At 41.3% G+C, this 24908-nt stretch carries 23 protein-coding genes; 20 read left to right on the forward strand and 3 right to left on the reverse strand.

From position 1 onward, the window contains the following. The first annotated feature begins 175 nt into the window (after positions 1-175). The 13 genes from typA to ileS all read left to right on the forward strand — a co-directional run bounded on the left by typA (position 176) and on the right by ileS (position 15071). Positions 176-2023 carry a translational GTPase TypA gene (typA, locus tag HMPREF0833_RS00335; protein ID WP_003017941.1) on the forward strand — a complete coding sequence of 616 codons (1848 nt, stop codon included), beginning with the start codon at positions 176-178 and terminating at the stop codon, positions 2021-2023. 23 nt (positions 2024-2046) lie between these two features. Beyond that, positions 2047-2301, forward strand: a complete 255-nt coding sequence (locus tag HMPREF0833_RS00340) for a DUF3165 family protein (RefSeq protein ID WP_003017963.1) — start codon at positions 2047-2049, stop codon at positions 2299-2301. An 83-nt stretch (positions 2302-2384) separates the two neighbouring features. Further along, on the forward strand, positions 2385-3734 hold the full coding sequence (gene murD / locus HMPREF0833_RS00345; RefSeq protein ID WP_013903210.1) for a UDP-N-acetylmuramoyl-L-alanine--D-glutamate ligase: 1350 nt from the start codon (positions 2385-2387) through the stop codon (positions 3732-3734). A gap of 1 nt (position 3735) precedes the next feature. Continuing rightward, positions 3736-4818, forward strand: a complete 1083-nt coding sequence (locus tag HMPREF0833_RS00350; RefSeq protein WP_013903211.1) for a UDP-N-acetylglucosamine--N-acetylmuramyl-(pentapeptide) pyrophosphoryl-undecaprenol N-acetylglucosamine transferase — start codon at positions 3736-3738, stop codon at positions 4816-4818. Continuing rightward, complete coding sequence (locus HMPREF0833_RS00355; protein WP_013903212.1) at positions 4802-6013, forward strand: cell division protein FtsQ/DivIB; 1212 nt, start codon at positions 4802-4804, stop codon at positions 6011-6013. The genes HMPREF0833_RS00350 and HMPREF0833_RS00355 overlap by 17 nt, the downstream gene beginning before the upstream one ends. Before the next feature lie 142 nt (positions 6014-6155). Beyond that, the gene (gene ftsA, locus HMPREF0833_RS00360; protein WP_013903213.1) at positions 6156-7544 is read left to right on the forward strand and encodes a cell division protein FtsA; all 1389 of its coding nucleotides are present in this window, start codon (positions 6156-6158) and stop codon (positions 7542-7544) included. A 15-nt stretch (positions 7545-7559) separates the two neighbouring features. Further along, the gene (gene ftsZ / locus HMPREF0833_RS00365; RefSeq protein ID WP_013903214.1) at positions 7560-8825 is read left to right on the forward strand and encodes a cell division protein FtsZ; all 1266 of its coding nucleotides are present in this window, start codon (positions 7560-7562) and stop codon (positions 8823-8825) included. A gap of 2 nt (positions 8826-8827) precedes the next feature. Then, positions 8828-9496 (forward strand): YggS family pyridoxal phosphate-dependent enzyme, encoded by a 669-nt coding sequence (locus HMPREF0833_RS00370; RefSeq protein ID WP_013903215.1) that lies wholly within the window; start codon positions 8828-8830, stop codon positions 9494-9496. Between the two features lie 9 nt (positions 9497-9505). Beyond that, positions 9506-10135, forward strand: coding sequence for a cell division protein SepF (locus HMPREF0833_RS00375; protein ID WP_013903216.1), 630 nt, complete (start codon positions 9506-9508; stop codon positions 10133-10135). 1 nt (position 10136) lies between these two features. Further along, positions 10137-10400: a YggT family protein gene (locus tag HMPREF0833_RS00380; protein WP_013903217.1), complete on the forward strand. Its 264-nt coding sequence runs from the start codon at positions 10137-10139 to the stop codon at positions 10398-10400. Between the two features lie 6 nt (positions 10401-10406). Continuing rightward, positions 10407-11198 carry a YlmH family RNA-binding protein gene (locus HMPREF0833_RS00385; protein WP_013903218.1) on the forward strand — a complete coding sequence of 264 codons (792 nt, stop codon included), beginning with the start codon at positions 10407-10409 and terminating at the stop codon, positions 11196-11198. 9 nt (positions 11199-11207) lie between these two features. Further along, positions 11208-12026 (forward strand): DivIVA domain-containing protein, encoded by an 819-nt coding sequence (locus HMPREF0833_RS00390; RefSeq protein ID WP_013903219.1) that lies wholly within the window; start codon positions 11208-11210, stop codon positions 12024-12026. Positions 12027-12278: 252 nt separating this feature from the next. Continuing rightward, entirely contained in the window at positions 12279-15071 is a 2793-nt protein-coding gene (ileS, locus tag HMPREF0833_RS00395; protein WP_013903220.1) for an isoleucine--tRNA ligase, read from the forward strand. A 253-nt stretch (positions 15072-15324) separates the two neighbouring features. Here the strand turns inward: ileS and HMPREF0833_RS00400 are convergent, their stop codons facing one another. After that, positions 15325-15627: a DUF1827 family protein gene (locus HMPREF0833_RS00400; RefSeq protein ID WP_013903221.1), complete on the reverse strand. Its 303-nt coding sequence runs from the start codon at positions 15625-15627 to the stop codon at positions 15325-15327. A 67-nt stretch (positions 15628-15694) separates the two neighbouring features. Further along, positions 15695-16144: an NUDIX hydrolase gene (locus HMPREF0833_RS00405; RefSeq protein WP_041818100.1), complete on the reverse strand. Its 450-nt coding sequence runs from the start codon at positions 16142-16144 to the stop codon at positions 15695-15697. Positions 16145-16321: 177 nt separating this feature from the next. Here HMPREF0833_RS00405 and HMPREF0833_RS00410 point away from each other — a divergent pair, with 177 nt between their 5' ends. Further along, the gene (locus HMPREF0833_RS00410) at positions 16322-17224 is read left to right on the forward strand and encodes a helix-turn-helix transcriptional regulator (protein WP_003017575.1); all 903 of its coding nucleotides are present in this window, start codon (positions 16322-16324) and stop codon (positions 17222-17224) included. Between the two features lie 54 nt (positions 17225-17278). Further along, positions 17279-17893 (forward strand): GyrI-like domain-containing protein, encoded by a 615-nt coding sequence (locus tag HMPREF0833_RS00415; RefSeq protein WP_003017581.1) that lies wholly within the window; start codon positions 17279-17281, stop codon positions 17891-17893. 48 nt (positions 17894-17941) lie between these two features. On the opposite strand, the gene HMPREF0833_RS00420 is transcribed toward HMPREF0833_RS00415, so the two are convergent. After that, on the reverse strand, positions 17942-20206 hold the full coding sequence (locus HMPREF0833_RS00420; RefSeq protein ID WP_041818103.1) for an ATP-dependent Clp protease ATP-binding subunit: 2265 nt from the start codon (positions 20204-20206) through the stop codon (positions 17942-17944). Positions 20207-20454: 248 nt separating this feature from the next. Between HMPREF0833_RS00420 and HMPREF0833_RS00425 the strand changes: the two genes are divergently transcribed. The 5 genes from HMPREF0833_RS00425 (at position 20455) to HMPREF0833_RS00445 (ending at position 24883) form a co-directional block, all read left to right on the forward strand. Then, the gene (locus HMPREF0833_RS00425; RefSeq protein ID WP_003005989.1) at positions 20455-20685 is read left to right on the forward strand and encodes a DUF1797 family protein; all 231 of its coding nucleotides are present in this window, start codon (positions 20455-20457) and stop codon (positions 20683-20685) included. A gap of 165 nt (positions 20686-20850) precedes the next feature. Next, positions 20851-21705 carry a bifunctional methylenetetrahydrofolate dehydrogenase/methenyltetrahydrofolate cyclohydrolase gene (locus HMPREF0833_RS00430; RefSeq protein ID WP_013903224.1) on the forward strand — a complete coding sequence of 285 codons (855 nt, stop codon included), beginning with the start codon at positions 20851-20853 and terminating at the stop codon, positions 21703-21705. A 13-nt stretch (positions 21706-21718) separates the two neighbouring features. Next, the gene (locus HMPREF0833_RS00435; RefSeq protein ID WP_013903225.1) at positions 21719-22492 is read left to right on the forward strand and encodes an HAD-IIB family hydrolase; all 774 of its coding nucleotides are present in this window, start codon (positions 21719-21721) and stop codon (positions 22490-22492) included. Positions 22493-22544: 52 nt separating this feature from the next. Further along, positions 22545-23420 carry an NAD(P)H-hydrate dehydratase gene (locus tag HMPREF0833_RS00440; protein ID WP_013903226.1) on the forward strand — a complete coding sequence of 292 codons (876 nt, stop codon included), beginning with the start codon at positions 22545-22547 and terminating at the stop codon, positions 23418-23420. 8 nt (positions 23421-23428) lie between these two features. Then, entirely contained in the window at positions 23429-24883 is a 1455-nt protein-coding gene (locus HMPREF0833_RS00445) for a glycoside hydrolase family 32 protein (protein WP_013903227.1), read from the forward strand. Positions 24884-24908: the final 25 nt, after the last annotated feature.

The raw sequence follows: 24908 nt of genomic DNA on the forward strand, positions 1-24908 counted from the left end.
AGCCTCTTTTTCTGAAATTCTTATCATCAGTGTATCATGAAAAGAAAAGGAAATCGAGTCGGAGAAAAGAAATGAAGATGAAAACATTTACAACTAGCTGAACTGTGTTTTTTAGATAGGACTGTGGTATAATTGTTCAGTTAGAAATATTATTTAAAATTTTATAGAGGAAATCATGACAAAATTAAGAGAAGATATTCGTAACGTTGCGATCATTGCCCACGTTGACCATGGTAAAACAACCTTGGTAGACGAATTGTTGAAACAATCGCACACCTTGGATGAACGTAAAGAATTGCAAGAACGTGCAATGGACTCAAACGATCTTGAAAAAGAACGTGGGATTACTATTCTTGCTAAAAATACAGCCGTTGCTTATAACGGAACTCGAATCAATATCATGGACACACCAGGACACGCGGACTTTGGTGGAGAAGTGGAACGGATCATGAAAATGGTGGATGGGGTTGTATTGGTCGTAGATGCCTACGAAGGAACCATGCCTCAGACTCGTTTCGTATTGAAAAAAGCCTTGGAACAAGATCTTGTTCCGATCGTTGTAGTTAACAAAATCGATAAACCATCTGCTCGTCCAGAAGAAGTTGTAGATGAAGTTCTTGAACTGTTCATCGAATTAGGTGCGGATGATGACCAATTGGAATTCCCGGTTGTTTATGCATCAGCGATCAACGGGACATCTTCACTTTCAGATGATCCAGCTGATCAAGAGCACACAATGGCACCGATCTTTGATACTATCATTGATCACATCCCAGCCCCAGTTGATAACTCAGATGAGCCTCTTCAATTCCAAGTATCCCTGCTTGATTACAACGACTTCGTTGGACGTATCGGTATCGGACGTGTCTTCCGTGGTACTGTAAAAGTTGGGGACCAAGTAACCCTTTCTAAATTGGATGGAACGACTAAGAACTTCCGTGTTACCAAACTCTTTGGTTTCTTTGGTTTGGAACGTCGTGAAATTCAAGAAGCTAAAGCGGGTGACTTGATCGCTATTTCTGGTATGGAAGATATCTTCGTTGGAGAAACCATCACACCGACAGACGCAGTTGAAGCTCTTCCAATCCTTCATATCGATGAACCAACGCTTCAAATGACCTTCTTGGTCAACAACTCACCATTTGCTGGTCGCGAAGGAAAGTGGGTAACTTCTCGTAAAGTCGAAGAACGTTTGCAAGCGGAATTGCAAACAGACGTCTCTCTTCGTGTTGACCCAACTGATTCGCCTGACAAATGGACAGTTTCAGGACGTGGGGAATTGCACTTGTCTATCTTGATCGAAACCATGCGTCGTGAAGGATACGAGTTGCAAGTATCTCGTCCAGAAGTCATCATCAAGGAAATCGATGGTGTCAAATGTGAACCATTTGAGCGCGTACAAATCGACACACCAGAAGAATACCAAGGATCTGTTATCCAAAGCCTTTCTGAACGTAAAGGTGAAATGTTGGATATGATCTCAACTGGTAACGGTCAAACTCGTTTGGTCTTCCTTGTTCCAGCGCGTGGTTTGATTGGATACTCAACAGAGTTCTTGTCAATGACACGTGGTTACGGAATTATGAACCACACCTTTGATCAATACTTGCCAGTGATTCCAGGAGAAATCGGTGGACGTCACCGTGGTGCTCTTGTTTCAATCGATAACGGAAAAGCAACCACTTACTCTATCATGTCTATCGAAGAACGTGGTACGATCTTTGTCAATCCAGGTACAGAAGTTTACGAAGGAATGATCATTGGGGAAAACTCTCGTGAGAACGACTTGACCGTAAACATTACGAAAGCAAAACAAATGACCAACGTTCGTTCAGCTACCAAGGACCAAACAGCGGTCATCAAGACTCCTCGTATCTTGACCTTGGAAGAATCACTCGAGTTCTTGAACGACGATGAGTACATGGAAGTAACACCTGAATCCATCCGTTTGCGTAAACAAATCTTGAACAAAGCAGAACGCGAAAAAGCAAATAAAAAGAAAAAATCAGCAGCTGCTGAATAATACTGAAAGAAAGGAGAAACAAAATGGTCTATTTTATCTTAGGGATTTTGATTCTCCTTTTTTATCTTTTTATGACACCAAAAAGCATCCGTGGCACGTTAGATAGTGTAGTATTAGTTATTTTGATCGTCTCGATTATCGTTCTCACTTGCCTTGCTATTTTTCAAATTTTTCAATTACCATCTGAATTTTTTGTCGGTGCCTTTCTCGCCTCTATTGGTTATCTAGCTTTAGTGGATATTTCAAAAATGACAACCAAACAGAAAAATAAACGATGACGTGATTTTTAAAGCCCTTTGGGCTTTTTAATTTTGCTAAAAAAAGGTAAAATAGAGAGTGATAAAAATGGAGCGAAGAAATCATGAAATTTGTGAAACAATTTGAAAATAAAAAGGTTCTTGTATTAGGTTTGGCCAAGTCAGGCGAGTCAGCTGCCCGTTTGTTGGAGCGCTTAGGAGCGATTGTGACCGTCAATGATGGCAAACCTTTTGAAGAAAATCCAGCAGCACAAAGTTTACTGGAAGAAGGGATTAAAGTTGTGACAGGAGGCCACCCTCTGGAGTTGTTGGATGAAGACTTTGCGGTTATGGTCAAAAATCCAGGAATCCCTTATACGAATCCGATGGTCGAAAAAGCGCTTGAAAAAGGCATTCCAGTCCTCACTGAAGTGGAATTGGCTTATCTGATTTCGGATGCGCCAATTATTGGGATTACAGGATCAAACGGAAAAACGACGACGACAACCATGATCGGGGAAGTCTTGACGGCTGCTGGTCAAGGTGGTCTATTGTCTGGGAATATTGGTTTTCCAGCCAGTCAAGTCGCACAAACAGCGACAGAAAAGGAAGTTCTGGTCATGGAATTATCTTCTTTCCAATTGATGGGAATTGAAGCCTTCCATCCAGAGATTGCAGTGATTACCAACCTCATGCCAACCCATATCGATTATCATGGTTCTTTTGAAAATTATGTAGCTGCTAAATGGAATCTTCAAAAGAATATGACAGAAAAAGATGTCATTGTATTGAACTTCAATCAAGACTTGGCTAAGGAACTCGCTACAAAAACCAAGGCAAGGGTCCTTCCATTTTCTACAATCGAAAAGGTGGACGGTGCTTATTTGGAAGATGGACTTCTCAAGTTTAAGGGAGAAGTTGTTATGCGAGCAGATGAACTGGGGGTTCCAGGTAGCCACAATGTAGAAAATGCCTTGGCAACGATAGCTGTTGCAAAAGTCCGGAGTGTAGAGAATGAGGTCATTAAAGAAACCTTGTCAGCCTTTGGGGGTGTGAAACACCGTCTTCAATATGTGGATGAAATTCAAGGTGTCAAATTCTATAATGATAGTAAATCGACCAATATTTTAGCAACACAAAAAGCTCTTTCTGGTTTTGATAACAACAAGGTGATCTTGATTGCAGGGGGGCTCGATCGTGGCAATGAATTTGATGAATTGGTGCCTCACATTACTGGCCTAAAGGAAATGGTGATTCTAGGGGAATCGGCCCCTCGAGTGAAACGCGCAGCCGATAAAGCAGGCGTCCCTTATGTCGATGCGGCAGATGTAGCAGATGCTACAAAGAAAGCCTTTGACTTGGCTAGCCCTGGAGATGTTGTGCTACTAAGTCCTGCTAATGCCAGCTGGGATATGTATCCGAATTTTGAAGTGCGTGGGGATGAATTCCTTGCTACAGTAAAAGGGTTGAAATAAGATGAAAAAAATAATGTTTACTGGTGGGGGAACCGTGGGACATGTGACCCTTAATCTCCTCTTGATTCCAAAATTTATCGAAGATGGATGGGAAGTCCATTATATTGGGGACAAAAAAGGAATCGAATACCAAGAGATCAAAAAGTCTGGATTAGAGGTACGATTCCATTCGATTGCAACAGGGAAATTGCGTCGCTATTTCTCTTTCCAAAATATGATGGATGTTTTCAAGGTAGCTTGGGGAACGCTTCAATCCATAGCAATCCTACTTCGTGTGCGTCCACAAATTCTCTTCTCAAAAGGTGGATTTGTATCGGTGCCACCGGTGATCGCAGCCCGTCTCACTCGTGTACCTGTCTATATCCATGAGTCTGATCTGTCTATGGGATTGGCCAATAAAATTGCTTATAAATTTGCTACCAAGATGTACACGACCTTCGAGCAAGCTCATGGTTTGACAAAGAGTGCACATATCGGTGCGGTGACCAAGGTCACAGATCCTGTTTCTCCAACTTCAGAAGTTTTAGAAGAAAAAACAAAAGGATTTCGAAAAGAGTTGCCGACCCTTTTATTTGTCGGAGGATCAGCAGGTGCGCGTGTCTTTAATGAATTTGTGACAGAGCATCAAGCAGAGCTCTTGCAACAATACAATATCATCAATTTGACAGGCGATTCAACATTGAATCAGGCTGAGGGTGGCTTGTATCGAGTAGATTATGTAACCGATCAGTATTTGCCCATGCTCCAGAAGGCCGATTTAGTGGTGACTAGAGGTGGGGCCAATACCTTGTTTGAACTCTTGGCCATGAATAAACTCCACCTGATTGTACCGCTAGGAAAAGAAGCTAGCCGTGGCGATCAGATTGAAAATGCCCAGTATTTTGTGGATAAAGGTTATGCAGAGCAATTGCAGGAAGATCAATTGACGCTCGAAACCTTTAATGAAACCATTCAAGAAATGTTGAAGCAAAGCCAAGTCTACCACCAAGCAATGGAAAAATCGACGGAACTCCTTTCACTAGCCGATTTTTATGGCCTGCTTCAAAAAGATATCAGTAAGGGAAAAGATGACGGACGACAATAAAAAAACACCAACGGATGACAAAATTACAGAATTGTCAGCCTGGCAAAAAAGAAATAAAGAATATTTAGAAAAAAAAGCCTTAGAAAAAACGGAAGAGTCTAAAGCTGTGGAAACTGAAAGAGAAGAAGCAAAAGAAAACGAAGATCTTTCAGAAAAAGAAATAGCTTCTGTCTCAGAGGAAGAAACTGACGAAATAAAAGAGTCTGAAGAGGAAAATAAATCTGAAGTCGAAGAGGATCCAGAAACGGATGGGGAAAGTTCAGATGGAGAAAAGTACGATCCAGCTATAGAGGAGCTAGATCATTTAGAGAAGCAAGTGAAAAAGCCTTCATTTTTTGAACGCTTGAAGACGAAAAAATCGAAGAAGGAACCGGCAGTGGCAAAACATCATATCTATCGTGCCCTTCCTGTTTTAGGGATTAGCTCGTTGGTTGCACTTCTTTCTCTTTATTTCTTAAGTCCTTTATCTACACAAAAAGTGATTGAATTTTCTGGAAACAAAGTGGTTGACCAGCAACAATTGTATAAAAAAAGCCAGATCAAAGAAGAAGATTATACTCTGACGACCTTTATTCATAAGTCGATTTATGAACAGAATATGAAAGCAGCTAGCCCGTGGATCAAAGAAATACATATGAATTATCACTTTCCAGTGACCTTTAAGGTCAATGTGACAGAACATAAAGTGGTTGCTTATTATGTTACGGGAGAAGATCACTACCCAGTATTAGAAAACGGTGAGGTCGTTGAAATAGTCACTCCAACGTCTGAATTACCGTCTTCTTATATTAGTTTGAAGTTTTCAGATCGGGAATTGATTAGACAATTTGTAAAAGAAATGTCGTCCATTTCCTCTTCAATCACCAATGGTATTGTTTCTGTTGATTTGACACCTAGTAAGGTAACGAAGGATCTGGTGACTATTACCATGAAAAATGAAAATAAAATCTTGGTTCCCATTTCGCAAATTAACCGAAAACTTTCTTACTACAAGGCTATCAGTAAACAATTGGATGATGCTTCAACTATTGATATGGAAGCAGGAATTTTCAGCTATAGCGAACAATCAATCGCGGATGCGAAAGAGAAGGCCGAAAAGGAGAAAGTTGAAGCTTCCGAAAACCAAGGAGAACATTCTGAGGAATCAACGCAAGAGTCAAATACAGAGGAACGGAATCCTTCAGGAAATGACTAAAGCCCATAAATTATCTCAAATAATTAAAGAAAAAATGTCCATTATATGCTTCTTTGTGATATAATGAAGTTTGGATAGTTCTAACCAAAAGGGCTATAAATAGATGTAAAGTGAAAACAAATAAAGAGAGAGGACTGGTGTAATGGCTAGAGACGGCTTTTTTACAGGTTTAGATATCGGTACTAGTTCAATAAAAGTATTGGTGGCAGAACATGTCAACGGAGAAATGAATGTAATTGGAGTCAGCAATGCAAAAAGTGCTGGCGTCAAAGATGGAATTATAGTAGATATCGAAGCTGCTTCAACTGCAATTAAAAATGCAATCAGCCAAGCTGAAGAAAAAGCAGGGATTTCAATCAATCTAGTCAATGTTGGGTTGCCTGCAAACTTACTACAAATCGAAGCAACTCAAGGAATGATTCCAGTCACAAGTGATTCGAAAGAAATCACAGATGCAGATGTTGAAAATGTTGTCAAATCTGCACTCACAAAAAGTATGACACCGGATCGTGAAGTAATCACCTTCATTCCTGAAGAATTCACAGTAGATGGTTTCCAAGGGATTCGCGATCCACGTGGAATGATGGGAATCCGACTTGAAATGCGTGGACTTCTTTATACAGGGCCACGTACCATTTTGCACAATTTGCGTAAAACAGTTGAACGTGCAGGCTTACAAGTTGAAAACATCATTATTTCACCACTTGCTATGATCAAAACAGTCTTGAACGAAGGTGAACGTGAATTCGGAGCAACAGTGATTGATCTGGGTGGTGGCCAAACAACAGTAGCATCTGTTCGTAGCCAAGAACTTCAATTTACAAACATTTATCAAGAAGGTGGCGATTACGTTACCAAAGATATTTCTAAGGTATTGAAGACTTCTCAAAAATTGGCAGAAGGCTTGAAGTTCAACTACGGTGAAGCCTATGTTCCATCTGCTGGGAACGAAGTATTCCATGTAGAAGTCATTGGTGAAGTAGAGCCAGTTGAAGTTACAGAGAAGTACTTAGCTGAAATCATTTCGGCACGTATCAAACACATTTTTGAGCAAATCAAACAAGACCTCGAGAGAAGACATTTATTGGATCTTCCTGGAGGTATTGTGATTATCGGTGGAGGTGCGATCCTTCCTGGTGTTGAAGAATTGGCTCAAGAAGTCTTTGGTGTAAATGTAAAATTATTTGTTCCAAATCAAATTGGAATTCGCAATCCAGCCTTTGCCCACGTGATTAGTTTGTCTGAATATGCAGGCAATTTGACAGATGTGGACATTCTTGCTCAGGCTGCTGTGCATGGAGACCAACGTCTTCGCCAGCAACCAATTCAATTTGATCGACCAGCTCAACCTCAAGCACAACCGCAACCTGCTATTCCAGCACAACCGGTAGTGCCAGCTTACAATGCTGAAAAGATCGAATCTCCAGTAGCTGCACCAGAAATTCCTGCAGCGAATAGTGATAGCAATCAAGAACAAAAAGCTACATTCACAGACCGAATGAAAAATTTAATCGGTAGTATGTTTGATTAAGGAGTGTAAGTATTTATGACATTTTCATTTGACACAGCAGCGGCACAAGGTGCAGTAATTAAAGTAATCGGTGTCGGTGGCGGTGGCGGTAACGCCATCAATCGTATGATTGACGAAGGCGTTGCCGGTGTAGAATTCATCGCAGCTAATACAGATGTTCAAGCACTTTCAAGTGCAAAAGCTGAAACAGTTATCCAATTGGGTCCAAAATTGACTCGTGGATTGGGTGCTGGAGGTCAACCTGAAGTTGGTCGTAAGGCGGCTGAAGAAAGCGAAGAAGTGTTAACAGAGGCTTTGCAAGGTGCAGACATGGTCTTCATTACTGCAGGGATGGGTGGAGGATCTGGTACAGGTGCTGCACCAGTCATCGCTCGTATTGCCAAAGCTGTAGGTGCTTTGACAGTAGCGGTTGTCACTCGTCCATTCGGGTTTGAAGGTTCAAAACGTGGTAACTTCGCTATTGAAGGGATTAACGAACTTCGCGAACATGTTGATACATTGTTGATTATTTCTAATAACAACTTGCTTGAAATAGTGGACAAGAAGACTCCACTTCTTGAAGCTTTGAGTGAAGCAGACAATGTTCTTCGTCAAGGTGTTCAAGGGATCACTGACTTGATCACAAGTCCTGGATTGATCAACCTTGACTTTGCAGACGTGAAGACCGTTATGGAAAACAAAGGGAATGCCCTCATGGGTATTGGTGTTGGTAGCGGTGAAGAACGCGTTATCGAAGCGGCTCGTAAAGCAATTTACTCTCCACTTCTTGAAACCACAATCGATGGTGCAGAAGACGTGATCGTCAACGTAACAGGTGGTTTGGATATGACTTTGATCGAAGCTGAAGAAGCTTCAGAAATTGTGAACCAAGCTGCAGGTCACGGAGTGAACATCTGGTTGGGTACATCTATCGATGAAACCCTTAAAGATGAAATCCGCGTGACGGTTGTTGCAACTGGTGTCCGTCAAGACAAGGTAGAACGCGTCAGCGGAATTGCTTCCTCACAACGTCCTTATAAAACAGGACCACGGGAACAACGCCCACAAGCTGCACCATTTGACCGTGAATTTGATTTGAAACAAGATGTTGAATTGCCAACAACTCCAAGTCGTCCAGCGGTAGAACCAAACCGTGGCTCAGCTTTTGGTGATTGGGATATCCGTCGTGAGAATATCGTTCGCCAAACTGAACCAACATCAACTCATCGAGTTGATCGTTACGTAGATTCATCTTCAGATGATGATGAATTGGAAACACCACCATTCTTCCGGAATCGTTAATCATGAATCTGATAGAGAATGCTGATCTTGTTCGGCAACAAGTAGAAACTGTAAGAAACAAAGCTAACCGTCAAGATCAAGTAAATGTGATAGCTGTCACCAAGTATGTGGATGTTGCCACAACAGAAGCACTGGTGAAAACAGGGATTCAGCATATCGGTGAAAATCGTGTCGATAAATTCCTAGAAAAGTATCAAGCTCTAAAAGAGTATGAGCTTACTTGGCACTTGATTGGGAGTCTCCAACGGAGGAAAGTAAAAGATGTAATCAATTTCGTCGATTACTTTCATGCCTTGGATTCGGTGAAGCTGGCTCAAGAAATTCAAAAACGAGCAGAACACCCGATCAAGTGTTTCCTCCAAGTGAACATTTCTGGTGAAGAAAGTAAGCATGGATTTGCACCCGATGAACTTGATGATGTTTTAGCGGAAATTGCACAGCTGGACAAAATTGAAATTGTTGGTTTAATGACGATGGCTCCTTTTGAGGCTAGTCAAGAAGAGTTGCAGGATATTTTTTCAAAAACTCACCAACTTCAGAAACAACTAGAAAAGAAACAATTAAAAAATATGCCTTTTTCAGAACTAAGTATGGGTATGAGTCGTGACTTTGAAGTAGCCATTGCGAACGGAGCGACTTATGTAAGAATTGGGACATCATTTTTTAAATAGGAAAGAACTATGTCATTAAAAGATAAATTTAACAACTTTATTGACTACTTCACAGAAGACGGTGAAGAAGTAGAAGTTCGCGAGGCAAAAGCAGCTGGGGCGGAAACGCAACCAGTTCCACAGCCACAGCCGACTCCTCAAGTGACTTCTCCACGTCCACAGATTAGTCAAAAAGAACCAGTAAAACCAAAACCGACTCCTGTCGCACCTGTTACGACTCCAGTGTCTACAGTGGCAATGAAGGAACCTGTTTCAACAACGAAAAATACATCTGAAAATATTACTCGCTTGCATGAACGTCAACGTGAATTGGCTGCTAATCGTGCGAATACAGATGAAAAGATTACCATTGATGTACGCTATCCCCGCAAATACGAGGAAGCGACTGAAATTGTCGATCTATTACTATCTAATGAGAGTATCTTGATTGACTTCCAATATATGACAGAGGTACAAGCACGTCGTTGTTTGGATTATTTGGATGGGGCTCGTTATGTTTTAGCGGGAAATCTTCGTCGTGTTGCAAGTACGATGTACTTGTTGACTCCAATTAATGTAGTTGTTAACATTGAAGATATCCGCCTTCCAAATGATGTGGAAGTGACAGAATTTGACTATGATATGAAACGTAATCGTTAAGATGATTATCTTTCAATACCTATCAAATATCATTCAAATCTATTCCATCATTCTTGTGATCTATGCCTTACTATTTTGGTTCCCTGGGGCACCTCAGAGTACTCTTGGACAAATGGTTCACCGCCTAGTTGAACCATTTTTGAGCCTTTTTAGAAAGTTACCCTTGCAGTTTGGAGGCTTGGATTTTACAGTTCTTGTAGCGCTTCTGGTTTTGAATGTATTAAACCAGTTGTTGGGGCAACTATTTCTACAATTGATTGGTTAGTATACGATGGGACAGAAAGAGATTTACCAACATTTCAATCGTGAAGATCACGAATTTATTGATCGTTGTATTGAATTGTCTGAAAGAGTAATTGAACGCTATTCTGTTGAGGTGACGGGTTTTTTAAACCCTCATCAGGTCGCTATTTTACGAAATGTTGCGGCAAGCTATCAGTTACAGGTCTTTGCTTCCAGTGATGAGCAAAAAATGGAGTATGCCAAGGTCATTGTGGCTCCGGATTATTATCAATTGGATCCAAATGACTTTGATCTGGCCTTATTGGAAATGGTCTATGCTTCAAAATTTCATCACTTGAGTCATTCTCAGGTACTGGGGACCATTGTTCACCAATTAGGAGTGGAGCGCAAGTCCTTTGGAGATATTCTGACGAGTGAAGGAAAGATCCAAGTATTTGTTGAACAGCGTTTTGTTCACTATTTTATGGATCACATCCAGAAAATTTCTCGGGTACCTGTTAGGCTTAGGGAAGTTCCTCTATCAGAACAAATGATCGTAGAGGAAGAAAGCCAGCAACGAGATATTCTCGTGTCGAGTTTTCGGCTAGACAAGGTGATTGCTGGGACCTTCAAGCTTTCGCGTTCACAGGCTAGTCAGTTGATTAGTTCTGGTTTGGTGAAAGTTAACTATGCGACAACTTCCAATGTTAGCTATGCTGTAGGTCTGAATGATTTAGTCAGTGTCCGACGCTTTGGGCGTCTTAAAATTGTTTCTGAAAATGGTATTTCAAAGAGTGGAAAATACAAATTAACTGTTGAAGTACTCTTAAGTAAAAAATGAGGAGGAGTTATGGCTCTTACTGCTTTAGAAATTAAAGATAAAACTTTTGGCGTTAAATTTAGAGGGTATGATGCGAACGAAGTAGAAGAATTCCTTGATATCGTTGTGCGTGATTATGAGGATCTTGTTCGTTTGAATCATGATCAAGAAACAAAAATTCATGCCCTTGAAGAACGGTTGAACTATTTTGATGAAATGAAAGATTCATTGAGTCAGTCAGTTTTGATTGCGCAAGATACTGCTGAACGTGTGAAGCAAGCTGCTAATGAGCGTTCAGAAAATATTGTTCGTCAAGCAGAGCAAGATGCACAACATTTAGTTGATGAGGCTAAACAAAAAGCAAATGAAATTCTTCGTCACGCAACGGATAATGCCAAGAAAGTTGCAGTTGAAACGGAAGAATTGAAAAACAAGACACGTGTCTTCCATCAACGTTTGAAATCAACAATCGAAAGCCAATTGAGCATTATCGATACGCCTGAATGGGATGAAATTCTTCGTCCAACTGCTATGTATATTCAGACAAGTGATGAAGCTTTCCGTGAAATTGTTGAAAAAGCTTTGGGTGAATCAGTGCACCATCATCCAGAAAATGAGAATATCGATTTGACTCGTCAATTCTCTCCAGCTGAAATCGAAGAATTGCAAAAACGCATCGAAGCAGCTAATTTAGAATTGGGTGCAACACAAGCGTTTGAAGGTTTGAATGAAAAAGTTCAATCCGCTTTAGAAGAAGCAGAGCACGCTCGTCATGAAAATGAGACGGTTGTTGAGGAACCGGTTCAACCAGAAGACGAAACGAATCGTGAATCTGTCAATATTTTATAATTTTGTAAAAACAGGTCCATTAATGATAGGTCTAGCGAGCAGATGATGGTGGAAGGTCTGCACTCCCTCTTAATGGATGATCCTTTTACAGTATTCGTTCTGAACCCTTGAGTAAGAACGGACGTTTCCCTCGTTACGGGATGAGAGGAGAAGGTCGCTTGCGACTTCTCGAACAAAGGTGGTACCACGAGCAATCGTCCTTTTTAGGATGCTCGTGTTTTTTTATAGCTTTTAAATCAATAAGGAGACACAATGAAACTCAAAGAAACATTGAATCTTGGAAAAACAGCTTTTCCAATGCGGGCTGGGCTTCCAACGAAAGAACCTGTTTGGCAAAAAGAATGGGAAGATGCAAAATTGTATCAACGCCGTCAAGAGTTGAATGAAGGGAAACCGCATTTTACACTTCATGATGGCCCTCCGTATGCCAACGGAAATATTCACGTGGGACATGCCATGAACAAGATCTCAAAAGATATCATTGTTCGTTCCAAATCTATGTCAGGATTTTACGCCCCTTATATCCCAGGTTGGGATACCCATGGTTTGCCAATTGAGCAAGTATTGGCTAAACAAGGTGTGAAACGCAAAGAAATGGACTTGGTTGAGTATTTGAAACTCTGCCGTGAATACGCTCTTTCTCAAGTAGATAAACAACGCGAAGACTTCAAACGCTTGGGTGTTTCAGGTGATTGGGACCATCCTTATGTGACCTTAACGCCTGACTATGAAGCGGCGCAAATCCGCGTCTTTGGCGAAATGGCCAATAAAGGTTATATCTACCGTGGGGCTAAGCCAGTTTACTGGTCTTGGTCTTCTGAATCAGCTCTTGCTGAAGCAGAGATTGAATACCATGATTTGGTATCAACGTCTCTTTACTATGCTAACAAAGTTAAAGATGGTAAGGGTGTCCTAGATACAGATACCTACATCGTTGTCTGGACAACAACTCCATTTACTGTTACAGCTTCTCGTGGATTGACGGTAGGTGCAGAGTTTGATTATGTCGTAGTGAAGCCTGCTGGATCTGACCGCAAGTACGTCGTAGCCTCTGAACTCTTGCCAAGCCTTTCTGAAAAATTTGGTTGGGAAAATGCTGAAGTTCTTGCGACTTACCAAGGGAAAGAATTGAACCATATCGTTACAGAACACCCATGGGATCCTGAAGTTGATGAATTGGTGATCCTTGGTGAGCATGTAACCCTTGATTCAGGTACTGGTATCGTCCATACCGCTCCTGGTTTTGGTGAGGATGACTACAATGTAGGGATTGCCAATGGCCTCGAAGTTGCTGTTACTGTTAACGAACGTGGAATCATGATGGAGAATGCTGGACCTGACTTTGCAGGTCAGTTCTATGACAAGGTTGTTCCAACTGTCATCGAAAAACTTGGTGATTTGCTCCTTGCTCAAGAAGAAATCTCTCACTCCTACCCATTTGACTGGCGGACGAAAAAACCAATCATCTGGCGTGCAGTTCCACAATGGTTCGCTTCTGTATCAAAATTCCGTCAAGATATCTTAGACGAAATTGAAAAAGTGAAATTCCACTCAGAATGGGGGAAAGTGCGTCTTTACAATATGATTCGTGACCGTGGTGACTGGGTGATCTCTCGTCAACGTGCCTGGGGTGTGCCTCTTCCAATCTTCTATGCAGAAGATGGAACACCAATCATGACGGCTGAAACCATCGAACATGTAGCGCAACTCTTTGAAGAACATGGTTCGATCATCTGGTGGCAGCGTGAAGCGAAAGACCTCTTGCCAGAAGGATTTACGCATCCAGGTTCACCAAATGGCGAATTTACAAAAGAAACAGATATCATGGACGTCTGGTTTGACTCAGGTTCATCATGGAATGGGGTTGTTGTTAACCGTCCTGAGTTGACTTATCCAGCGGATCTCTACCTAGAAGGTTCAGACCAATACCGTGGTTGGTTCAACTCATCTCTTATCACTTCTGTGGCGAACCATGGTGTCGCACCATACAAACAAATCTTGTCTCAAGGTTTCGCTTTGGATGGGAAAGGTGAGAAGATGTCTAAATCTCTTGGAAATACCATTGCTCCAAGTGATGTTGAAAAGCAATTTGGTGCCGAAATCTTGCGTCTCTGGGTAACCAGTGTAGACTCAAGCAATGACGTGCGTATCTCAATGGATATCTTGAGCCAAGTGTCTGAGACTTACCGTAAGATCCGGAATACTCTTCGTTTCTTGATTGCCAATACTTCAGACTTTAACCCAGCTGAGGATGCAGTTGCTTATGATGAGCTTCGTTCAGTGGACAAGTACATGACGATTCGCTTTAACCAGCTTGTCAAGACCATCCGTGACGCTTATGAAAACTTTGAGTTCTTGACGATCTACAAGGCGCTAGTGAACTTTATCAACGTTGATTTGTCAGCCTTCTACCTGGATTTTGCCAAGGATGTTGTTTATATCGAAGGAGCGAAATCACTAGAACGCCGTCAAATGCAAACAGTCTTCTATGATATTTTGGTGAAAATCACTAAGCTTTTGACACCAATCCTTCCTCACACTGCTGAAGAAATCTGGTCATATCTTGAGTTTGAGGCAGAAGACTTCGTTCAATTATCAGAATTACCAGAAGCTCAGACTTTTGCCAACCAAGAAGAAATCTTAGATACATGGTCAGCCTTCATGGACTTCCGTGGACAAGCTCAAAAAGCCTTGGAAGAAGCGCGGAATGAGAAAGTGATTGGTAAATCACTTGAAGCTCATTTGACTGTTTATCCAAATGAAGTTGTGAAAACACTTCTTGGAGCTGTTGATAGCAATGTTGCTCAACTCTTGATTGTTTCCGAGTTGACCATAGAAGAAGGACCAGCTCCAGAAGGTGCAGTGACTTTTGAAGATGTAGCCTTCACGGTTGAACGTGCAGCTGGTGAAGTTTGTGACCGTTGCCGTCGCATCGATCCAACAACTACTGAACGTCACTACCACGCAACCATCTGTGATCACTGTGCAAGCATCGTCGAAGAGAACTTTGCGGACGCAGTCGCAGAAGGATTTGAAGCTAAATAAAAGCCATTAAGAGAGTAGGACAGAAATCGGTAATTCGTTAGAATTCGATTTCGTCGTCCCACCTCCGCACAGTTGAGTAGGGCTGTAAAAGCTGATGAAATCAGCGTAGTAGAGCCCACTCAACCACTGCGTCTTGCTCGACAATCCAAAAATAATTGAGAGGCTAGGACTTTTGTCCCAGCCTCTTTTTAATGGCTAGAATGGTGTATAGATTCATGTATCAAGGAAATAAAAAAAGTAAGGCAAATTGGCCTTACTTTGTAATTGGAAAGGAAATTTCAATTAGTTTATCGGAGTAGAGGGTTTTAATAGCGGATTGGTCAATAATTTGAAGATCAATCTTACGTTTTAAAAAGAACTCACGAATTTTTTCTACTTCAGTTTCACGAATAGCTCGGTGTTTGTTGCTGATCAACAATTCATAGTGTGTTGGGGCTTGTGTAAAAACAACGTCTGTATTGCCCGCGGAATAAACCTCAACAAGCAAGGCGTCAGTGCTGGCAAGTTGGCTTTTGACCAGTGTAGCATGACTATTTGTGGTATTAATGAGCTTCATATGAGTTCCTCCTAACCTCTATCTTCATTTATTATAGCACTTTTTTATTTTTTGTGAAAGAATTCCTTTATCTTTTGTGGGTATTTTTCCACTGTTCAATGCCCCATTTATGACTGCCACGTTTGAGTTTTTCAATAGCTTCTTCTACAGGAAACCAAGCAAGATTGTTAAAATCTTCCAGTGGTTTTTGAGCTTCTGTATAGCCTACCACTTCATAAATATAGGCGGGATTGTAGTAGTAGGTGTCGCGATGACTGGAATAGAAATACTCATCTGCTTGGCCATAGTATTGCCCTAAAATAGCAGTAAAGCCTAATTCTTCGATCAGTTCCCGTTTCAGAGCTTGCAAGTGATCTTCACCTGCCTCGATTTCCCCACCTGGTAAGAACCAGGCTCCATTAGGAGCTTGAACGAGGATGATCTGATCCTTGTCCTTATTGGGAATAACAGCGTAGACACCATAGCGATTGACGTAGGTCACATCTTGTTTTTTTTCTCCAAATGTAGGATTTGTCATTGAATTTTCCTCATTATCTAGTATCTTTATTATTATCATAATGGACGAGGTGAAAGCTGTCAAGAATAAACTGCCGAACTTGTGTAAAAGTAGCTACTTTGTCTGAAGTATAAATTTGTTTAGTTAAACACTCCTATCAAATTAGTTTAATTGATATAATAAAAGGGAGGTGATTTTATGGCTGAATCAAGACTATTTCGTATTTTATACATACTTTTAGAAAATGGGAGAATAACCGCTCCTGAACTTGCTCGATTATTTGAAGTCTCAGTACGTACAATTTATCGTGATATTGAGAGATTAAGCATAGCAGGTATTCCTCTTTATTCTGTTCCTGGAAAGGCTGGAGGGACCTTTTTAATGGAAGACTTCGTTCTTGATCGCACCCTTGTATCAGAGGAGGAAAAAATAAAACTTTTATCTGCTTTACAAGGTCTCCAGACTTTGACAGAAGATAAACAAGATTTTTTACTGACAAAATTGGAATCTATTTTTAAAGTTTCAGCTAAATCTTGGTTAGAAGTCGACTTAACAGATTGGAGGAAACGAAAAGGGCAAAAAGATCTCTTTGATACAATTAAACAAGCTATCTTAGATAAAAGACGACTTTCGATTACTTATCTGAGTGGAAATGGTCAGAAAACGATTCGTACAGTTGAGCCTTTTAAACTAGTATTTAAAAAAAGAGACTGGTATCTTCATGCTTATTGTTGTTCAAAAGAAGATTGGCGTTTTTTTAAATTATCTAGGATTAATGACTATCAACTACTGGAAGAAACAATTAACCAAAAAAATGTGATTGAACCTATTGATACTTCTATTAAGATGGAAAATCTAATGGAAGTATCATTGAAGTTTAGTCAAAAGCTCGCTTTTAGAGTTTATGAAGACTTTTTAGAAGAAGAGATTTTTCAGTGTGAGGATGGATGTTTATATGTTAAAACCCAATTGCCAGAGCACGAGAGTATTTATACTTACTTATTGTCTTATTTAGATGGGGTAGAGATTATTGAACCGGATCATCTGAGAAGATCAATGATTTCAAGATTAGAAAATATACAAAAGATTTATAAACCTTGACAAAAGATGTCAGGGTTTTAATGCTAGAATTGAGATAGAAAGGAGATAGGTCAAATGAAATATGAATGGAGAAAAATAGAGAAAGTTCTCTATCAAATCAAGGATAAGCCCACTATCCTGCAAGTACCTTCTAAATCCTATATCATAATTGACGGCAAAGGGGATCCAAATGAAGAAGATTTTTCTCAACGAGTGAGTGCCTTATATGCGTTAGCATATGCTATAAAGATGAAGTATAAAAAGTCTCCTCTGGATCAAGACTACATGGATTTTACTGTTTTTCCATTAGAAGGTTTATGGAAACAGGAGAATGAAGGGAAACTAGTTAAAAGTGAACTGTCTTATAGTATTATGATTGGTCAACCTAATTTTGTTACGAGTGACTTGTTTGATAAAGCTTTGGAAGAGGTTAAAATCAAGAAACCCAATCAGCTCTATGATGCTATTCGTTTTGAAGAACTAGAAGAAGGCTACAGTCTTGCCATGCTTCATGTAGGACCTTTTGATACAGAAAATCAGACTTTTGATGAAATGGAGCGTTTTTGCAAACTCCATAAACTTAAAAGAATTTCGAAAGTTCATCGTGAGATTTATCTAAACAATCTCCATCGAACAGATCCATATAAATTAAAAACAATTCTTCGTTATCAGATTCAAGAAGAAAATTAAAAAGAACAGGAAATAAGACTTCCTGTTCTTTTTATAAAACTAGAAAATTTAGTCTTCCTTTTCAGAAGTGTTCTTTTCTGCTTTTTTAGTAGCTTTGATGCTAATATTCCCATTGCTGGTCATGACTGCTTTGAGTTGTTTTTCACTTGGATGTTCTAGGTAATAATCTGTAATGGCATCTTCGATATGGTCTTGGATGGTACGACGGAGTGGGCGGGCCCCCATTTTTGGATCGTATCCCAGATCGACCAACTTTTCTTTGACCTTCTCTGTCACATCCAGATGAATCTCATTTTGTGCGAGACGTTGATTGACTTCATCCAGCATGAGGGTAACGATTTGAAGAAGGTTTTCTTTTGATAGAGGTTGGAATTCAATGATGCCATCAAAACGGTTCATGAATTCAGGGCTAAAGAAGTTCCCGAGTTCTCCAAGTACGGAGTTGGTGCGACCTTCGCGAGCAGCTCCAAAACCAACATTGGCCTCAGCCTTGCCGGTTCCAGCATTAGAGGTCATGATGATAATGGTATCTTTAAAGCTGACGGTACGGCCTTGACCATCTGTCAAACGGCCATCATCCAAGACTTGCAAGAACATGTGCATGACATCTGGATGGGCTTTTTCCACTTCATCCAATAAAACGAGAGAGTATGGATTGCGACGTACCTTTTCCGTTAGTTGTCCAGCTTCATCGTAGCCCACATAGCCCGGAGGAGCTCCGACTAGTTTCGCTACGCTATGTTTTTCCATGTATTCGCTCATATCAAAGCGGATCATATTATCTGCAGAGCCAAAGAGCTCGATCGCCAATTGTTTAGACAATTCGGTCTTTCCGACACCGGTTGGTCCGACAAAGAGGAAGCTTCCGATCGGACGGTTAGGAGATCCTAGGCCGACACGATTGCGTCGAATGGCTTTCGCGATTTTATCTACTGCATCGTCTTGACCAATCACATGAGCTTTCAAATCAGAAGCCAGATTGATCAATTGAGATTGTTCTTTTTCTTTCAAATCACCAACAGGAATATTGGTCTTTTGTTCAACGATGTGTTCAATCGTTTTTTCGCTGATGACAGGGGTTTCCTGATCGGTGACATGTTGACCTTGCATTTCCTTATATTTTGCGATTTGGTCGCGGAAGTAGGCTGCTTTTTCAAAGTCTTCTTCGCGGGTCGCTTGAGCTTTGAGGTTTTCCGCTTCAATCAAGCGCTGGTCGATAACTTTTGGATCCACAAAGTTCAGAGTCAGGTTCATTTTAGACCCGGCTTCATCCAACAAATCAATGGCCTTGTCTGGCAGGAAGCGATCTTGGATGTAGCGGTTTGAAAGAATAGCTGCCGCTTCGATGGCCCCGTCTGTATAGTGGACGTGGTGGTAGTCTTCGTATTTTTTCTGGATGCCTTTGAGGATGGTGATGGTTTCTTCAACCGTTGGCTCATCGACCTTAACGGGTTGCATCCGACGTTCCAAGGCTGCATCTTTTTCAATGATGCGGTATTCATTGAGGGTAGTAGCACCGACCAATTGGAGTTCACCGCGCGCCAAGGCTGGTTTGAGGATATTTCCAGCGTCCATATTGCCTTCGCCAGCAGATCCTGCGCCAACAATTTCATGGATTTCGTCGATGAAAAGAATCACATCTTCACGTTGACGAATTTCATCCATTAATTTTTGCATGCGTTCTTCGAATTGACCACGAATACCTGTGCCTTGAACGAGGCTGACGACGTCTAGGCGGATGACTTCTTTTCCTTGCAATTTATGAGGAACGTCTCCATCGACGATTTTTTGGGCCAAGCCTTCCACAACGGCAGTTTTTCCGACCCCAGGTTCTCCGATCAGAACCGGATTGTTCTTGGTTCGACGGTTGAGAATTTCGATGACACGGATAATTTCTTCATCACGGCCGATGACAGGGTCAATATCCCCTTTGCGGGCAATTTCTGTGACATTGATACCGAATTCTTCTAATAGTCCTTTAGGCTTTTGAGGGCGAGCTTGACGTGGGTCTTGACTGCCGCTACGGTTATTGTTTTGGCCGTAACCGCCACCTCCATAACTGACTCCAGATTGAGTTGGAGGTGTTTGAGGTTCTTGTGGACTTTGGAAGTTTCCAAGGTTATTGAAGAAATCTTCGAAGGGATCTCCAGTCAGTTGGCTCCGTTGGGTCATGCCTTTCAAGAAGCTGTTATTTGGGTCTGTTTTCATAATTTTATAGCAATTTTGACAGAGGTCTACTTGCTGCTGGTGTCCATTTACATTTGTATATAAATGGATGGTTGATTCATTTATTTTACAATTTTGACAAAGCATATACATACCTCACAGTAGGTTTTTGATGGTCTTCCATCAAGAGATGAGCCTATTTTTAAAAGGTCAAAAATAGTCAAAGATTTATAGTTTCATTATATCAGTATTCTAGAAGTTTGCAAGAATTTGCTACGAAATGTCGCTTAGGAATACTGAAGAAAGCAAATCAATGGAAAAATGTGAATTTTTATTGGAAGAGCTTTCTCTTTTATGATAAAATAGGAGAGTAGAAAGTAAAGAGGAGAAATAAAATGGAATCACATTTAGTACGGATTATCAACCGTTTGGAGACGATGACAAAAGACGGTGGAAACTTAAAACGTAATTTTGAACGTGACGGTGTTGTTGTCGCTGAAGTAGCCTACAACCACAATGAAGAAGAAGGTTCAACCTTTACACTTCGTGATGTTGAAGCGCGTGAAACCTATACTTTTGACAGCATTGATTTAATTGCAATGGAAATTTATGAATTGCTTTACTAAGCAACTGAGTGGATGAGTTTGGGGTGGTCTCAAGCTCATTTTTTGTCCATCTGGCTATAGTTTGCGTCTATAAGAAATTCTAAATAGGAACAGTTAGGTTTGAGACTTGAAATCTGCTATAATAGAGAGGACTATTTTCATTACTTGACTAGAAAGAGAATTGACATGACGACAATCATTGATGGGAAGGCGCTCGCTACAAAATTACAGGGTGAGATTGCGGAGAAAACAGTACGATTAAAAGAAGAGACAGGGGTTGTACCTGGCCTTGTTGTAATCGTGGTAGGAGATAATCCAGCCAGCAAGATTTATGTAAGAAATAAAGAGCGTTCTGCTATTGCGGCAGGCTTTCGCAGTGAAGTGAGACAACTTCCTGAAAATATCAGCCAAGATGAATTATTAGAAGTGATCGAACACTACAATCAAGATTCTCTTTGGCATGGAATCTTAGTGCAGTTGCCACTGCCTAAGCATATCGATGCGGATGCAGTTCTTTTAGCGATTGATCCGACCAAGGATGTGGATGGCTTTCATCCATTGAATATGGGGCGTTTATGGGCTGGAAATCCTATTATGGTGCCATCGACGCCTGCTGGGATCATGGAGATGTTCAAAGAGTATGGGATTGATCTAGAAGGGAAGCGTGCAGTCGTGATTGGTCGTTCCAATATCGTTGGAAAACCTATGGCGCAGTTGCTCCTCGCCAAAAATGCCACGGTAACCTTGACCCATTCCCGGACCCATCATCTGCCTAAAATCGCTAAAAGAGCGGATATCCTGGTTGTGGCGATCGGTCGTGCAAAATTTGTAACAGCAGACTTCGTGAAAGAAGGCGCCGTCGTCATTGACGTCGGGATGAATCGCGATGAGAATGGCAAATTGTGTGGGGATGTCGATTTTGACTCTGTTGCCCCTTTGGCCAGTCATATTACTCCGGTACCAGGAGGGGTTGGTCCTATGACCGTTACCATGCTGATGGAGCAGACCTACGAAGCAGCTGTTCGTACCTTAAAAAAATGAAAGTGTGAGCGAGATGAAGTTTGTCTTTGATTTAGATGGAACCTTGTCATTCGATGGTGTTACAATCGATGATGAAATTAAACAGGTCTTATTGAGAGCAGAAGAATTTGGTCATGAAGTCGCCTTTGCTTCTGCACGTTCTTATCGGGATTGCTTAGGCCTTTTAGGGGATCAACTGAGCCATCAACTCGTGATTGGCTTAAATGGCGGGCTAGCTTATCGTCAGGGGCAACTGGTTTATGAGGATCAATTGGACAAGGATGTCTATCGAGAAGTCCTTGGTTTTTGTCGCCATTACAATCTACCATTTTTTGTGGACGATACCTTTGATTATAGTGGTCAGATTTTGGAAAAAATTCCTTTTATTGCGAATGTGGATCCCCTCAAAAAAGCCCAGTATCGTTCTTTAGAGGACCTGACGGACCCGATTAAGGTTGTGATCTATATGGGGGCCCATGAGGAATTGGTAGATGAGATCATCGAGCGAATTGAAAAGACCAATAAGGCCCACATTCGTTATCATGCTCATGAAAAATGTATCTATCTCAATCCAGCAAACACTCATAAAGTGACAACAGTCGAAGAACTCTGTGGAGAAAATTTCGTGGCTTTTGGTAATGATCAAAACGATATTGAGCTCTTTGAAAAAGCTATTTATGCAGTTCAAATTGGCGATTTTCCATCCCTTCGGCCTTACGCTGATGATCAATTAGTGGCCAAGCAAAATCATCCACAAGCTGTTGCTGCTAAGATCTTGCAAGTCTTCGCAGAATTTAGAGGAAAATAAAAGAAGGAGGGGGAGTCGTGGCTTCTCCTTTTTCGCTAGAAATGAGGAAGGTATGAGAAGAGTTCAGAAAGAAGAGATCCAGCGCGTCATTGTGAAGCGCCCAATGACGTCATATAAGGGAGATTTTGGTCGTCTGCTCCTGATTGGAGGAACCTATCCCTATGGGGGAGCCATCATTATGGCAGCGATCGCTGCGGTTCACAGTGGAGCGGGGTTAGTCACTGTCGCAACAGATCCTGACAATCTGACGGCCCTTCATAGCCATCTTCCTGAAGCCATGGGCTTTGATCTAGCGGATCATGAACTCCTTTGTGAGCAAGTGCAAAAAGCTAGCGTGATTTTAGTAGGGCCGGGCTTAAAGGAATCTAATGAAAACCAAGCAATCTTGCACATGATTTTTGAGCAAGTCTCTAGCCAGCAGGTCTTGATATTAGATGGAGGAGCTATTAGTCTTTTAGTAGCTTCTCAGTTTGAATTGCCAAAGGCTCAGTTGGTCTTTACGCCTCATCAAAAAGAATGGGAAAAACTGTCAGGACTTGATCTAGCTAGCCAAACAGAAGAGAAGAGCCGAGAAGCGGTTCAAAGTTTTCCTAAAGGGACTGTCATTGTAGAAAAAGGACCACACACCCGCATTTGGACAAGTGGGCAAGAAGAGGGCTATCAGCTAGATGTTGGTGGTCCCTACCAAGCAACAGGTGGCATGGGGGATACCTTGGCAGGGATGATCGCAGGGTTTGCAGGTCAATTTCCACAGGTCAGTCTCTATGAGCGCGTGGTGGTTGCGACCTATCTTCATTCAGCCATTGCTGAAGACTTGAGCAAGGAGGCTTATGTGGTTCTACCGACAACCATCAGCCAAGAAATCCCCAAATGGATGAAAAAGTGGAGTGACAAAGATCAGGTTACCAGCACTGAAAATAGGGAGTAGGTAAAAAAATGAAGGAAAGCATTCGGAAAGCAAATCAGTATATCGATGAAAACAGGGTGAAGGTTAACCAGCAATATAGAGGAGCATTTCATTTGCTACCTCCAATCGGCTGGATGAACGATCCAAATGGCTTTGTTTATTTCCGTGGGGAATACCATTTGTTTTACCAATTCTATCCCTATGATAGTGTTTGGGGTCCCATGCATTGGGGGCATGCTAAATCAAAAGATCTTCTCCATTGGGAAGAACTGCCAGTAGCTTTAGCACCAAGCGAAAGCTATGATAAGGATGGTTGTTTCTCGGGTAGTGCTATTGTGAAAGATGACAAGCTCTATTTGCTTTATACGGGTCATGTAGACGATGAGGAAAAGCGGGAAGAGACCCAGTGTCTTGCGGTGTCAACAGATGGCATTACCTTTGAAAAGTTGCCTACTAATCCAGTGATCTATGCTCACCATATTGAGGGGATCGCAGATATTGCAGATTTTCGTGATCCTAAAGTATTTGAATATCAAGGAAACTATTACGCTGTCGTTGCTTCTAAGACGCCAGATGACAGAGGTCAAATTCTCCTATTTGCATCAAGTAATCTAGTAGATTGGACCTTTACATCAGTTCTTTTAGAAGGTGAAGAAGGGCAAGGGATTATGTGGGAATGTCCTGATTTCTTCCCTTTAGATGGCAAATGGGTCTTGATCCTGTCTCCCATTGAAATGGAAAGGCAGCAAGAAAAATACTGGAATTTAAATTCGACGGTTGCCTTTATCGGTGACATGAATTGGGAAACAGGACGCTTTCATGTCGATTCCTATGATGAATTGGATGGTGGTTTGGATTTCTATGCCCCTCAAACTTGTCAAGGACCAAATGGCGAACGATACATGGTTGCCTGGATGCAAATGTGGCACCGGTCTATCCCCAGTCATGATTTAGCTCATGGGTGGGCAGGTAGTATGACTCTTCCAAGAAAATTGTCCTTGAAAGACGGACGATTGGTTCAGGAGTTACCTGAGTCAGTGAACGAATACTTTCTTGTAGAGCATGTGTCAGAAACCATTGTTCAGGGCAATCAGATCACGATCCCAGCTAGAGGGAAACAAACCTTGTTTGAACTAGATGCCAAACCGGGTTGCTCCTTTATCCTAAGTTATAGCGATAAAACCGATCCTGATAGTGTCTTGAAATTGATTTACGACGCCTCTCAAAAACGCTTTAGCTTAAGTCGAGACCAATTTGGACACCTCATTACTGGAAAAGAAAATCCCACATTTCAATCAAGATGGATTCAGTTGGATGCTGAAAAGGATCATCATTTTTCAATCATTCGCGATACCAACTCAATCGAAGTATTCGTGGATGGCAAAACTCTCTCGATGACCTTTTATGAAACGACTGAAAATCCCGTCTATACTCTCACGGCAGATGAAGGAGTCGATTGGGTCGTAAAAACCTATCAAAAATAGGAATGGAAAAACCTCCTAAAACAAA

Source organism: Streptococcus parasanguinis ATCC 15912 (assembly GCF_000164675.2).
Lineage (GTDB): Bacteria > Bacillota > Bacilli > Lactobacillales > Streptococcaceae > Streptococcus > Streptococcus parasanguinis.

Excerpts from the sequence above, each read along its gene's own strand:
- HMPREF0833_RS00355 (WP_013903212.1), top strand. The coding sequence starts at position 4,802 with ATGACGGACGACAATAAAAAAACACCAACGGATGACAAAATTACAGAA.
- HMPREF0833_RS00390 (WP_013903219.1), top strand. The coding sequence starts at position 11,208 with ATGGCTCTTACTGCTTTAGAAATTAAAGATAAAACTTTTGGCGTTAAA.
- HMPREF0833_RS00410 (WP_003017575.1), top strand. The coding sequence starts at position 16,322 with ATGGCTGAATCAAGACTATTTCGTATTTTATACATACTTTTAGAAAAT.
- HMPREF0833_RS00435 (WP_013903225.1), top strand. The coding sequence starts at position 21,719 with ATGAAGTTTGTCTTTGATTTAGATGGAACCTTGTCATTCGATGGTGTT.
- HMPREF0833_RS00340 (WP_003017963.1), top strand. The coding sequence starts at position 2,047 with ATGGTCTATTTTATCTTAGGGATTTTGATTCTCCTTTTTTATCTTTTT.
- HMPREF0833_RS00425 (WP_003005989.1), top strand. The coding sequence starts at position 20,455 with ATGGAATCACATTTAGTACGGATTATCAACCGTTTGGAGACGATGACA.
- HMPREF0833_RS00350 (WP_013903211.1), top strand. The coding sequence starts at position 3,736 with ATGAAAAAAATAATGTTTACTGGTGGGGGAACCGTGGGACATGTGACC.
- murD (WP_013903210.1), top strand. The coding sequence starts at position 2,385 with ATGAAATTTGTGAAACAATTTGAAAATAAAAAGGTTCTTGTATTAGGT.
- HMPREF0833_RS00430 (WP_013903224.1), top strand. The coding sequence starts at position 20,851 with ATGACGACAATCATTGATGGGAAGGCGCTCGCTACAAAATTACAGGGT.
- ftsA (WP_013903213.1), top strand. The coding sequence starts at position 6,156 with ATGGCTAGAGACGGCTTTTTTACAGGTTTAGATATCGGTACTAGTTCA.
- HMPREF0833_RS00445 (WP_013903227.1), top strand. The coding sequence starts at position 23,429 with ATGAAGGAAAGCATTCGGAAAGCAAATCAGTATATCGATGAAAACAGG.
- typA (WP_003017941.1), top strand. The coding sequence starts at position 176 with ATGACAAAATTAAGAGAAGATATTCGTAACGTTGCGATCATTGCCCAC.
- ftsZ (WP_013903214.1), top strand. The coding sequence starts at position 7,560 with ATGACATTTTCATTTGACACAGCAGCGGCACAAGGTGCAGTAATTAAA.
- HMPREF0833_RS00440 (WP_013903226.1), top strand. The coding sequence starts at position 22,545 with ATGAGAAGAGTTCAGAAAGAAGAGATCCAGCGCGTCATTGTGAAGCGC.
- HMPREF0833_RS00415 (WP_003017581.1), top strand. The coding sequence starts at position 17,279 with ATGAAATATGAATGGAGAAAAATAGAGAAAGTTCTCTATCAAATCAAG.
- HMPREF0833_RS00405 (WP_041818100.1), bottom strand. The coding sequence starts at position 16,144 with ATGACAAATCCTACATTTGGAGAAAAAAAACAAGATGTGACCTACGTC.
- HMPREF0833_RS00420 (WP_041818103.1), bottom strand. The coding sequence starts at position 20,206 with ATGCTTTGTCAAAATTGTAAAATAAATGAATCAACCATCCATTTATAT.
- HMPREF0833_RS00400 (WP_013903221.1), bottom strand. The coding sequence starts at position 15,627 with ATGAAGCTCATTAATACCACAAATAGTCATGCTACACTGGTCAAAAGC.
- HMPREF0833_RS00375 (WP_013903216.1), top strand. The coding sequence starts at position 9,506 with ATGTCATTAAAAGATAAATTTAACAACTTTATTGACTACTTCACAGAA.
- ileS (WP_013903220.1), top strand. The coding sequence starts at position 12,279 with ATGAAACTCAAAGAAACATTGAATCTTGGAAAAACAGCTTTTCCAATG.
- HMPREF0833_RS00380 (WP_013903217.1), top strand. The coding sequence starts at position 10,137 with ATGATTATCTTTCAATACCTATCAAATATCATTCAAATCTATTCCATC.
- HMPREF0833_RS00370 (WP_013903215.1), top strand. The coding sequence starts at position 8,828 with ATGAATCTGATAGAGAATGCTGATCTTGTTCGGCAACAAGTAGAAACT.
- HMPREF0833_RS00385 (WP_013903218.1), top strand. The coding sequence starts at position 10,407 with ATGGGACAGAAAGAGATTTACCAACATTTCAATCGTGAAGATCACGAA.